The organism is Helicobacter sp. MIT 14-3879, from assembly GCF_003364125.1.
In genome coordinates this window covers 126,205-138,857 of sequence record NZ_NXLP01000003.1, presented here as the reverse complement: position 1 = coordinate 138,857, position 12,653 = coordinate 126,205, and the positions used below count along the sequence as shown (strand labels likewise).

Genomic DNA, 12,653 nt, shown 5'->3' with positions numbered 1-12,653 from the left:
AAATTAAAAATTTCTTATATGTCCTATATTTTTATGGCACGAAACACAGCTTAGTGATTTATCATAATTATGCACTATTTTTGTAGTTGGATTAACCACGCTACTAACCATATTTGAATGGCATCTTATACAATTTTCTTGCACGATAGTTTTGCTTTTTTGTGTGGCACTAAGGTTGCTTTCTATATCTTTTAATGTAAAAGAATAGGCATGACTAAAACCACTTTGAGCTTTTGTAAGCCACTTAGAAACAAAACCATCAGGAATATGGCAATCATTACAAGTAGCATAATTCTTATGGCTACCTATACTCCAATCCTTATATACCTCATTCATAACATGACAATTATTACAAGCCTTAGAATCGTTACTGAAATACGAAAATCCTTTTGCATACCAAAATGTAAATGATCCTGCACCAACAACAAAGCCAACAGCTATAATAACTGCTAAAGTAAGAATAGGAATAGGTTTTTTAATGTTGTTTTTCAAAAACACCCTCCTGTGCTATGTAAAAGTCTTCAAAACACCATATAATGATACTATTAAAGAAATTTTAATTATTGATATAAGTCAATAAAACTTAAAAAATATTAATATGTAGTTTTGTTTTAGAGTAATCTATATTTATTTTTGTGGAAGTTTATTTTTAACTTTAATTCCAAGTTCTTCTAATTTTTCTATTTTTGAATATATTGAGCCTTTGCCTTCTTTTAGCTGATTGATTGATTTATGATAAATATCATCTATCCTTTTTATACCATCACCTATTTTTTCGATATTTTCATAGAATCCTCTGAATTTATCATAAAGACTAGTTGCAGTATCCAATATTTCCTGCATATTATTATTTTGTCTTTCATTTTGCCAAATATTATTAATGGTTCTTAGAGTTGCTAATAATGTCGTTGGACTAACTAGAATGATATTTTTATTATAGGCAAATAAAAATAATTCATTATCATATCTAAGCGCATCTAAGAAAGCGCCTTCTATTGGTATAAACATTAATACAAAATCTAAACTAGAGCCACCAAGCAAATTTTCATAATTTTTCTTGCTTAATTCTTTTATATGGTTTCTTAAAGAGATTATATGTATATTTAAATCATCTTTGTTTGTAGTTGTCTTACTTAACAATCTTTCATAATTAATTAATGAAACTTTAGAGTCTATTATTATTTTTTTGTTATTTGGTAGTTGTATAATTACATCGGGGCGGAGATAATTCCCTTCTTCATTTTTATAAGTTTGTTGTAATATGTATTCTCTATCCTTGATTAGACCAGAATCTTGGAGTAACTTTTCTAAAATTATCTCTCCCCAATTGCCTTGTGTTTTGTTGTTTCCTTTTAAGGCATTAGTGAGATTTGTAGCATCTTGAGAGATTTTTATGTTTAAGTCTTTTAGATGTTTTATTTCGCTAATTAATGTGCTTCTTTCTTTTATATCATCATTATGTATTTCATCAATTCTTTTTTTGAAAGTATCTATTTGGTTTTGTAATGGTTTTAAAATAATATCTAGGTTTTCTTTTTGACTTTGTTTATGTAGATTAATTTTTTCTTCTAAAATATCCTGTGATAAAATCTTAAATTCATTTTTACTTTGTTCTTTTAAATTTTGGAAGTCTTTTAATTTATCTTCATTTATTTTCTTTTCATATTCTAATGAAGTTTTAAGATTAGCCCTCTCTTCTATAAGCTTTTTATTCTCATTATTTATTTCATCTATACTACTTTCTAATGAATTTATTCGCACTTCATTAAACTTAATAGTAGAATCTAAAATCTTGTTTTTTTCTAATAATTTTTTTTGTTTTATGTATAAAAATATGCAATAAATGCTAAACATTATAGTTAAAATAATTAGAAACAATAAAATATAAATCATAGCTTTTTCCTCTATATCATAATACTATCATCTTTTTTACCACCAAAATTGGTAATAAAGCCTTGAGTTAGCCTCATTCCATACAATACAACAATCCATGAGCAATAAATCCAAAGTATAAAAAACATTACAATAGAAAATGAACCATATATCGTGCTATAAGCTTTATTGAAAAATACATAATACATAAATGCCCATTTTAATACACTCCATACAATCATAGTAATTAAAGATGAAAGTAAAAGTGAAGCAAATGGGAGAGGTTTATTTGATAGAATCTTAAATAATATAAAAAATAAAATCCAAATTGAGATATATGGTAAAAAATCCATAAAATTAATTAAATTAGCAAAATGGCTTTTATTTAATATTGTTTGAAATTCTAGGCTAAAATATAGACTAAATCCAATTCCTATTGGGAATAAAGTCATTAATGCCCAATATACAATTAATGCATCAAAGAATGTCCTTTTTTTAGATTCAAATAATTTTGATGATATATTTTCAAGATTCCTAAAAAATAAAACAGAAGCAAATAATGCGTATATAAATGCACTCATTCCAAGAGACTTAGAATTATTCATAAACTGGTCTAAATAGCTAGAAATTACTTCAGTATTTGCAGGAGAGATATTTGATAGAATAATATTTTTAATAGCACTTACTTGCAATTTAAAGTTTGGAACAGAAACTAGAATAGATAAAATAACAATTATTATAGGAACAATTGCAGAGAGTGTGTATAGACTAAGTGATGCAGCATAAGTTTCAACATTATTAAAAAATAATATAAATTCTAAGATTCTAGCTTTTATTTTGATTAAAGCAATGCCTAATATATTTTTTATTTCAATAACTTTTTCATATAAATTGTTAATCAATTTTTCCTCTTTAAATAGCAATTAATATAATTATAGTATTTTATAGGTATTTTAACTATGTAACAAACGGAATTTTAAAAATATTTAGGTTATAGTTAATTTAAAGCTTACTTACTTGTTAATATCTTTTGATTGCTTGATAGTTTTAATAAAAGTTTCAAGTTATATTAAACACTTCTTAGCTTGCTAAATCTAAATAACTAAATTATCTAAACTAACTTTCTATATCAAATAAACTCCTATCATTCTAAACTAAACCAGCTTCTTTTAAAAATATAGATGGAATGTAATTAATATTTTTATTTAAATCTTTATAAGCAAAAGAAAAGTATATATTAGTTTTTGCTCTTGTTGTAGCTACATAAAATAGTCTTCTTTCTTCCTCCAAGCTACCTGTTTTTGCTATTAATTTTGTATTTGGAAATCTTCCTTCCATTAAGTCAATAATATATACATCTTCAAACTCTAATCCTTTTGAAGCGTGAATTGTAAGGAGATTTACTCCCTCTCCACTGCTAGATTCTGCACTATTTAGTTTAATTGAGTTTAAAAAGTTTGCTAAATTATCATAGGATTTTGAGAGATTATACAAAATTGAGAGTTTCTTATCAATCATAAAAATAAATTCATCAATCTTAGAAGAATCTAGAGATTTAAATTTATTTTTAATTCGATTTTGAGCAATTAATAATTTAATTTCTTTAAAAAATTCACTATTTAAAACATGTAAAAATAAGGAATCTAGGCTAGGTTTTTTATATAAAAATAAGTTATAAAATTTATCTAAAAATATAGCACTTTTAGAATTTAGTTTATTATGTGAGAGAAGCGGATGAGAGGCAAAGTTTATACTTATATATCTATTAAACCTAGAAGAATCTTCTTTGATAAATAAATTATCAAAAAGTCCTAATTGAGTATTTCGTAACTTGCCTTGGTATGGATTTATATCCTCTCTTGGATTTAAAAGTCCATTTATTAAATCACCATCTCCTAATAATATTAAACAATCATAAATATCTTTTGCCATAACCTCGCCAATGCCAATGCCATTAGAGATTACATTGACAAAAGCCATCATATCTTTTTTATTAAAAAATAGGCTCAAAATATCAATAAAAACTGCTATCTCCTTGCTTTCAAAAAAGCTTTTGCCTCCTTTTTTTTTACAACCTATGCCATATTCTCTCAAATTTGCTTCTATATAATCTGAACTTGTATTATTTCTAAAAATAATTGCAATATCACTTAGTGAAGTTTTAGAACTTGAAATATGCTTTGCAATGTAGCTGTATTGTTCTTTTGTATTGCTAAAGCTAAATAATTCTACATTAGAATCTATTTTATCTTTCAGCACTTCTAGGTTTTTGGGATAAATCCTAGGATTATTTATTATTACATTATTTGCAATATCTATAATTTTTCTACTAGAGCGATAATTTTTATTTAAACTATAAATTTTTGCATTTTTATATCTATCTTTAAAACTTGCAATAATACTAATATCTGAGCCATTAAAAGCATAAATACTTTGGTCATAATCACCAACACAAAATAGAGATTTTGTATTAAATGCACTTATTATGCTATTTTGCAAGTAGTTTGTATCTTGATATTCATCTACTAACACCTCACAAAATGAGATTTCATCAATTTGCACTTTTTCTTTATATAAAATTAATAAATCATCATAAGATGCGTAGTTATACTGCCTTTTTATATCAATAAACTCTAAAAATAAATCCTTATAAATATTGCTATGAATCTTGTGTTCTTTATTTTTAGATTCTATAAAATCCTTAAAATCTCCATTATAAGAATTTAAATAAAGTGATATTAAATCATATAAATATTCTGCTTTGTAGTGAGGTGTAGAGTTATCAAACTGCCTTGCATTAAATATACTTTTAAAAAGAATCTTTAATTCTCGTGGTTGCTTTAATGTAATATTTGTATGCTCTTTTAAATATCTATATGCTATTGAGTGAAATGTCCCTGCTAGAAGCTGTTTTGTAATATTTTTATCAAAAAATCTCTCTAGTCTAGCAATCATCTCTAAAGACGCTTTATTGGTAAAAGTAAGCAATAAAATCTCGCTAGGATGTATACCAGAATTTAATAAATATGAGATTCTGCCTACAATGGTAGATGTTTTGCCCGTCCCTGCAGAAGCTATTATTAGATTATGTCCAAAACTAGCTTTACAAGCTTCTAATTGCTCATTATTTAGTAATCTAAGAGGCAATTTATTTTACAAAATATTTTAGAGATTCTAGTTTTACAAAGTTCGGGTATTCATCTGATTGACAATGAAATTGTAATACTTTTTTATTATTAAAATTAAATACTAGAGGGGATAAAAAGTTTATTTTAGAATCCTCTAATGGTTTTTGCAAAATCATCATACAATAAACTTTAAGGGTAGAATCTTTTTTAATATCTAATAAAATTTGTGATTGAATTGATAAGCTAAAACCATAATCTTCCCTTAAAACATAGGGATTTACAAGACTCCAGCTAACACCATTGTTTGCCCTTAATATTGCAAAATTATAATCAACTTCTCTTAATTCCACTTCTTTTAAATCTTCAAAGCCAAGTATTGGCATTACAATTTCAAAATTCACTTTATGTTTCCTTTTTAATATTGTTTTTGGATAAAATTCCAATATGTTTATTATAAGCAAAATCTATACCACTAAAAATAAGGTTTATCTATGATATATAATGCAAAAGAAGTTGAACAAAAATATTATTCAATATGGGAAAATAGAGGGTATTTTGAACTAGATTCTAATAAAAATATAGATAATGGAAAAAACTTTAGCATTATGATGCCTCCTCCAAATGTAACAGGATTCTTACATATGGGACATGCACTAACTTATAGTTTGCAAGATATTATTGTTAGGTTTAAGAGAATGCAAGGATATCGCACATTGTGGCAACCGGGCATTGACCACGCAGGAATTGCTACACAAAATGTTGTAGAAAGAAAGTTGCTTTCAAAGGGTATAAAAAAAGAAGATATTGGTAGAGATGAATTTATTAAAGAGGTATGGAAATGGAAAGAAGAAAGCGGCTCTACTATATTATCACAATTAAGGAGACTTGGCGTATCTGCAAATTGGAGTAGAACTAGATTTACTATGGATAAAGGTCTCCAAAACGCTGTTAAAAAAGCCTTTGTTAAATGGTATAACGAAAGTTTAATTTATCAAGGTAATTATATGGTTAATTGGTGCACTCACGATGGTGCATTAAGCGACATTGAGGTTGAGTATGAAGAAAACAAAGGAAAGCTTTATTATCTAAGATACCCTATAAAAAATGATAATTCTAAACAAGAATCTAATTATATTATTGTGGCTACAACACGTCCAGAAACATTTTTTGGCGATACTGCTGTTATGGTAAATCCAAATGATGAGAGATATAAGCATTTAATCGGTAAAAAAGTAATTTTGCCTCTAGTTAATAAAGAAATAATAATTATTGCTGATAGTTATGTTGATATGGGGTTTGGAACAGGCTGTGTTAAAGTTACTCCTGCACATGATATAAATGACTATGAGGTTGGCAAAAGGCATAACCTAGAATTTATAACTGTTTTTGATAAATTTGGGATATTAAACTCTAATTGTGGAGAATTTAGCGGACTTGAGAGACTAGAGGCAAGAGATAAAATAGTAGAAAAATTACAAGAGAGAGGCTTTATTGAAAAAATAGAATCTTATAAAAATCAAGTTGGCAGATGCTATCGATGTGGAAATATTGTAGAGCCATATATTTCAAAGCAATGGTTTGTAAAAAAAGATATTGCAAATGAGACTATTAAACTTGTTAATAATGGTGAGTGTAAATTTTATCCAAATCAATGGATTAATAATTTTAATGCATGGATGAATGAATTACGTCCTTGGTGTATATCGCGTCAATTATGGTGGGGGCATAGAATCCCAATATTTTATTGTGATAAATGTGATATTACAATTGCTTCAGTTAATAATAATGAAGTTTGCAAAGCTTGTGGTTGTGAAATGAGGCAAGATGAAGATGTGTTAGATACTTGGTTTAGCTCTGGGTTATGGGCTTTTAGCACTCTTGGTTGGGGAAATGAACTAGAAGCTAAAAATAGTAAAGAAAAGCTTTATAATAAAAGCGATTTAGATGATTTTTACCCTAATTCGTTATTAATTACAAGTTTTGATATTTTGTTTTTTTGGGTTGCAAGAATGCTATTTAGCTCACAAAATATATTAAAAAAACTACCGTTTAAAGATATTTATCTTCACGCTTTAGTTTGTGATGAGCTTGGTAAAAAAATGAGTAAATCAAAGGGTAATGTAATAAATCCCATTGATTTAATAGAGGATTATAGTAGTGATATTTTACGCTTTAGTTTAGCTTATTACTGCATTCAAGGAAGGGATATTAAGATTGGTAAATCTAGCTTAGAAATAGGTAATGCACTATCTTTGAAGGTGCAAAATGCACTAAACTTTTTATTACTTTATAAAAAGCAACAAAATGGTGAGTTTATAAAAGACCTTGAAAGTATCAAAACTAAGCTAGGTAAATATATATTTGAGAGATTCAATATTTGTGTAAAAGATGTTATCTTTAATTTAGAAAATTATAGATTTAATGATGCAGCAGGAGCAATTTACAAGTTTTTATTAAATGATTTTTGTGACTGGGGGATTGAGTTTGTAAAAACACAAAAAGATGCTGTTTTTGAACTTGGATTTATATTTAAAGAAGCAATGAAATTACTTCATCCATTTATGCCATTTTTAAGTGAATTTGCATTTCAAAGTATAAATGGAAATACACTAGAAAATTCATCATCTATAATGCTTGAGAGATTCCCAAAATATAAAGAAAATATTAATTCTAATGAAGATTTTGAGATGTTAAAAGATGTGATTACTTCTATTAGAAGAGCTAAAATCCCTCTTAACTTAGGGAATAAAAATATAGATATATGCTATGTAAGGTTAAGTAAGAATATAGATATAAATCTAATAACTTTTATTTCAAAGAGTGCAAAAGTAACTAATGTAGAAATAGTAGATTCTAAGATTGATGATTGTATTATTGATATTGGTGAATTTTGTGAAGTCTATATTCCAACAAATAATATTAATAAAGATGAATTGAAAGCAAAATTACAAAAGAAAAAAGAAAAAATTAATGTCGAAATAAATAAGCTAGAATCTATGTTAAGTAATGATAATTTTCTTAAAAATGCACCAAAAGAATTAATAGAATCTAATTCTATTGCATTAAATGAAGCAAAAATAAAGCTAGAAAAATTAAATTTAGAACTACAATTACTTAAGTGAGGCTAAAATGAAAGATATATCTATAAGTATTATAGTTCCTTGCTTTAATGAAAGCAATAATATTAAAAATTTTTATGATACTATGATAGGTTATGGGGGGGGGCAGCTAGAAAATATTTCACAAAATAGTATAAAAAATTTTGATTATGAAATAATATTTGTAGATGATGGAAGCACAGATTCTAGTATAGAAGAAATTAAAAAAATCAAAGCATTAGACAAAAATATACGACTTATAAAACTATCTCGTAATTTTGGAAAAGAAGCAGCAATGCTAGCGGGATTAAAAAATTCTAATAAGGAATTAATTACTATAATGGATTGTGATTTGCAAGACCCACCATCATTGCTTTATGAGATGATTGATATATATGTAAAAAATGATGGCAAATTAAAAATGATTATTGCAAAGCGTAAAAATCGAATAGGAGAGTCTAAATTTAGGGTATATTTTTCAGAGCTATTTTATAAAATAAATAATTTAATTTCCAATGTTAAGCTTATTTCTGGAGTACGTGATTTTAGACTCATGGATCGTGAGGTATTAGAATCTATTATGCAGGTTAATGAGTACCATAGATTTTCAAAGGGTATATTTGAATTTATAGGGTATGAAAAAAAGTATTTAGAATATGAGTATATAGATAGGAATGAAGGAGAAAGTAAATGGAGTTTTTTAAAGCTATTATCTTATGGAATAGGAGGAATTATTAGCTTTTCTATAACGCCTCTTAGAATTATCACATTTATTGGAATCTTAATATTTCTATTTGCCTCAATATATGGGTCTTATATGCTTATATCAACATTAATGTTTGGAAATCCTGTGAAAGGATATACTAGCTTAATTGTTCTAATATCATTTTTTGGTGGATTGCAGATAATAATGATTGGAATAATTGGAGAATACATCGGCAAAATCTATGAGCAAAGCAAAAATAGACCCCATTATTTTATAGAATACCAAGATTAAATCTAAACCTAATTTAAAATAAATGGAGTATCTTGATATACATAGAAATTAAGCCAATTACTAAAAATCACACTAGCAGATGAACGCCACAAAAATGTTGGCTCATCTAAAGAATTAAAATAATTCTTTGGAGGCTTTATATCAAACTCTAATAAATCTCTTTTATACTCATCATATAATGTAAATTTATCATATTCTGGATGTCCTAAAATAAACACATCTTTAGTATCTCTAAGCACACTAGCACCACTTTCATCTCCACTAAGCAATACTTTTAAATTAGAAAGATTGCTTTCATCTATACCAGAATGCCTAGAATGTGGTATTTTTACTACATCATCAAGCCCACAGAGTAATAAATCATTATTTATAATATTATGTTCAAATACACCAAATAGCTTTTCTTTAAAAATAATTTTTTTAATATTATGAAAATAAAAAAGCCCTGCCATAGCCCCCCAGCATATATAAAGCGAACTTGTACAATGCTTTTTTAAATAATCCATAATTTCTACTAATTCCCTCCAATAAGTAACCTCTTCAAACTCTAAGTGCTCAATAGGAGCACCTGTAATAATTGCTCCATCAAAATTCCTATTTTTAATATAATCAAAACTCCTATAAAATCTATCTAAATGACTTTTTGGAGTATTTTTGCCTACATAACTTGATGTTGAAAGCAAAGTAATATTAACCTGTAAAGGAGAATTTGCAAGTAGAGATAAAATCTGATTTTCTGTTTGAATTTTTTTTGGCATTAGATTTATAATTAAAATCTCTAATGCTCTTATATCTTGATGTTTTGCTCTATTTTTCTCCATAATAAAAGTATTTTGCTTTAATAATTTATAGGCAGGAATATCTTTTGGAATAATAAGTGGCATAAGACCTCCTTTAGTTTTTTAAGAAATTAGTCCAAAAATCTACAAAAATATATTGTGATAAGATAAAACCTAGTGGTAAATTAATAGCCACACCAATGCTAAATGCTAAAAATGGTTTATATCCTACCTGAATAATTTTTCTAAATTGTGTAGATAACCCAATACATAAAAATGTCCAAGTAAAGACCCAATTACGCAATTCTTTTATTAAACCCAAACCTTCTTTTTGAAATGTTTTATGATTATGCTCTCCAATGTAGGACATAAAAATTGTAATGATTAATGAAGCAATCACAAAACCTAAAATAAACTTTGGAAATCTTTCCCAAATATCTTTTTTGCAAACTTTTACTCCACTATCTTTATGCCACACAGCAATGGATAAAAATGCTACTAGCACTGCCCAAATTCCTACAAACATATCACGACCAATAACTTTTATTAATGTAAAAGCTGATGTGGCTCTATCATCTCCTAGGGATTGTGCAGCTGCCATACCTGCTGCATCAGCAAATTCTGAAGTGCCTATCCAAGCTCCAGCTACACCCATATCAAGACCTAAATATCTACATAGTAGTGGCAGAACAAATACCATTATCACTGCCCAAACTACTACTATGCTAATTACAACTGAAACATGCTCTTTTTTTGCTTTACAAGCATTACCAATAACAATTGCAGCACTTACACCACATATTGAACCTCCAGCACCTAAGGTTGCACCAAAGCTTGGGTCAAGTTTAAAAACTTTTGTTGCGATAAAAAATATACTAAAAAAAGTAATAATTGTAATAATACAAGCTTGAATAATAGCTACTCCTCCAGCATTTAAAAGAAGTGTTATAGGAAGAGTTGCACCCATTAAAACAATTCCTATTTTTACATAAAACTCTGTCAAAAGAGAATCTTCAAACCATTTTGGCAATCTAAAGAAATTACTTAGAATTAAACCTATAATTAATGCAATAAGCGGAGATTCTAATTGATATTGCTTTGAGATAGTATTAGAACTTATCATTCCAACAAATAATGAGAGTATAAATAAAATGCTAAAACCAAGTAAAAATAGTTTTATATCTTGCTTCAAAAAATATACAACTACACAAAACCACACACTAAAAAATACATATAGTGCAATAAAATGAGTGCCATAATCCTTTGGCAAACTTTTATTGAAATTTAGACCACTCCAGCTTTGAAACTTCACTCTTAAAATTTCGTAAATTCCTATATTGCCTATATTCCAAAATATAGCAATAGTTATTACTAAAAATAATCCAATAATAATTGCCCAACTATCTTGTTTGTTATACCATTTTTCTATTTCCATTTTTAATCCTAATATTTTTTTATTTATTAAATAATAATTTTTGTTCCGTTATATGGCATTTGTTTTGCATAATCTATGACTTTACCCAAAATTAAAATTGCAGGTTTATCGCAAATTTTAGCAAGCTCTTCAATATCTGAAAGCTTACCAATAACAATTTTTTGATTTATAGAATCTACTTTAGATATAAAAGCTGCGGGTAAAGTCATATCAACTCCTAATTTATTTGCATCTCTATAAATTTCTTTTGCAAAACTATATGCCATCATTACAATAAGCGTATAGGGAGAATCTTTTAGCCAAAGTAGCCATTCACTATGAAATATACTCTCACGTAAATGCGCTGATACAATCAATACTCCAGAACTTAATCCTCTAATTGTTGGAATAATTCCGCTATTAAGTGCTCCTGCTAAACTAGAGCTTATACCGCTTATCATTTCTACATTTACATTATGTGCTTGTAAGAAACTTGCTTCTTCCCACACTCTACCAAAAACACAAGGATCACCACCCTTAAGCCTACCTACACATTTACCATCTTTAGTATATTTCAACATTAATTCATTAATTTGTTCTTGCTTAAAGCTTTGCTTACCTTTTTGTTTCCCTACACTTATACATTCAACTCCAGCACTCTCTAAAAACTCCCAAATTTCTTTTCCTACAAGATTATCAATTAATGCTACATCAATAATTTCTAAAACTTCTAGCGCCTTTAGTGTAAGAGATGTAAAGTCATTTGGACCACAACCAATTATGAATACTTTTCCTAGATTTTCTAAGCACTGCTTTTTTATTGACATTTTCTCTTCATTGCTAAAATAATTCTTTCTTTTAAGCTTTAGATTCTGCGAAAATTTACTAATAGTTTTTGGAATTAACCTTTGTATCTTATCACGAATGCTTTGAGCAAGAATTGGACTTGCACCATTAGAGCTAACCATAATGCTAACATTATCATAACGAGCAATAGCACCAAAATAAAAATCACATAAATTAGGCTTATCTACAACATTTAGTAAATATCCTAACTTCTTGCGATTATTCCATAAAAAAGTGCCTAACTTCTCATCACCGCTTGCATCAATAATTAAATCAAATTCACTAAAAAAATAAAGATCTGTATTAGTGTTAATATGCTTCATACAAAGAGGGATATTTTCAAATTCTTTAGCTCTTATCTCTCTAGCTACGATATTTACTTCCCATCTAGAATCTAGCAATACTTTATATTTTTGATAAGCAATTTTTCCAGCACCAATTAATAAAACTTTTTTTGGTGTTAGAGCAATCGGAAGAGAAAAGCTATTCATAATTTTGCAACCCTATAAGAATAATCAC

General features: G+C 27.4%; 10 protein-coding genes. 2 read left to right on the top strand and 8 right to left on the bottom strand.

The window, feature by feature from the left end:
- Positions 1-3 precede the first annotated feature (3 nt).
- From nrfH to fliW, 5 genes are all read right to left on the bottom strand, one after another.
- A complete protein-coding gene (gene nrfH / locus CQA44_RS03360; protein WP_115545871.1) occupies positions 4-492 on the bottom strand; it encodes a cytochrome c nitrite reductase small subunit in 489 nt (162 codons plus the stop codon).
- A gap of 135 nt (positions 493-627) precedes the next feature.
- Entirely contained in the window at positions 628-1,893 is a 1,266-nt protein-coding gene (locus CQA44_RS03355; RefSeq protein ID WP_115545870.1) for a DNA recombination protein RmuC, read from the bottom strand.
- Positions 1,894-1,904: 11 nt separating this feature from the next.
- On the bottom strand, positions 1,905-2,774 hold the full coding sequence (locus CQA44_RS03350; RefSeq protein WP_181881761.1) for a YihY family inner membrane protein: 870 nt from the start codon (positions 2,772-2,774) through the stop codon (positions 1,905-1,907).
- A gap of 247 nt (positions 2,775-3,021) precedes the next feature.
- Complete coding sequence (locus CQA44_RS03345; protein ID WP_115545868.1) at positions 3,022-5,019, bottom strand: ATP-dependent helicase; 1,998 nt, start codon at positions 5,017-5,019, stop codon at positions 3,022-3,024.
- Between the two features lies 1 nt (position 5,020).
- Entirely contained in the window at positions 5,021-5,401 is a 381-nt protein-coding gene (gene fliW, locus CQA44_RS03340) for a flagellar assembly protein FliW (protein WP_115545867.1), read from the bottom strand.
- Positions 5,402-5,491: 90 nt separating this feature from the next.
- Here fliW and CQA44_RS03335 point away from each other — a divergent pair, with 90 nt between their 5' ends.
- Together CQA44_RS03335 and CQA44_RS03330 are read left to right on the top strand one after the other, a co-directional pair.
- Positions 5,492-8,122: a valine--tRNA ligase gene (locus CQA44_RS03335; RefSeq protein ID WP_115545866.1), complete on the top strand. Its 2,631-nt coding sequence runs from the start codon at positions 5,492-5,494 to the stop codon at positions 8,120-8,122.
- Positions 8,123-8,129: 7 nt separating this feature from the next.
- Positions 8,130-9,095 (top strand): glycosyltransferase family 2 protein, encoded by a 966-nt coding sequence (locus tag CQA44_RS03330; protein ID WP_115545865.1) that lies wholly within the window; start codon positions 8,130-8,132, stop codon positions 9,093-9,095.
- 8 nt (positions 9,096-9,103) lie between these two features.
- Here the strand turns inward: CQA44_RS03330 and metA are convergent, their stop codons facing one another.
- From metA to CQA44_RS03315, 3 genes are read right to left on the bottom strand one after another with little or no spacing between them, the layout of a single operon-like run.
- Positions 9,104-9,979 (bottom strand): homoserine O-succinyltransferase, encoded by an 876-nt coding sequence (gene metA, locus CQA44_RS03325; RefSeq protein ID WP_115545864.1) that lies wholly within the window; start codon positions 9,977-9,979, stop codon positions 9,104-9,106.
- 10 nt (positions 9,980-9,989) lie between these two features.
- Positions 9,990-11,309: a YeiH family protein gene (locus CQA44_RS03320; RefSeq protein WP_115545863.1), complete on the bottom strand. Its 1,320-nt coding sequence runs from the start codon at positions 11,307-11,309 to the stop codon at positions 9,990-9,992.
- A gap of 26 nt (positions 11,310-11,335) precedes the next feature.
- Entirely contained in the window at positions 11,336-12,625 is a 1,290-nt protein-coding gene (locus CQA44_RS03315; RefSeq protein ID WP_115545862.1) for a siroheme synthase, read from the bottom strand.
- Positions 12,626-12,653 lie beyond the last annotated feature (28 nt).

Bases quoted from the DNA above. Each gene is read 5' to 3' on its own strand.
- CQA44_RS03355 (WP_115545870.1), bottom strand. From the start codon at position 1,893: ATGATTTATATTTTATTGTTTCTAATTATTTTAACTATAATGTTTAGC.
- CQA44_RS03335 (WP_115545866.1), top strand. From the start codon at position 5,492: ATGATATATAATGCAAAAGAAGTTGAACAAAAATATTATTCAATATGG.
- CQA44_RS03330 (WP_115545865.1), top strand. From the start codon at position 8,130: ATGAAAGATATATCTATAAGTATTATAGTTCCTTGCTTTAATGAAAGC.
- metA (WP_115545864.1), bottom strand. From the start codon at position 9,979: ATGCCACTTATTATTCCAAAAGATATTCCTGCCTATAAATTATTAAAG.
- CQA44_RS03320 (WP_115545863.1), bottom strand. From the start codon at position 11,309: ATGGAAATAGAAAAATGGTATAACAAACAAGATAGTTGGGCAATTATT.
- CQA44_RS03315 (WP_115545862.1), bottom strand. From the start codon at position 12,625: ATGAATAGCTTTTCTCTTCCGATTGCTCTAACACCAAAAAAAGTTTTA.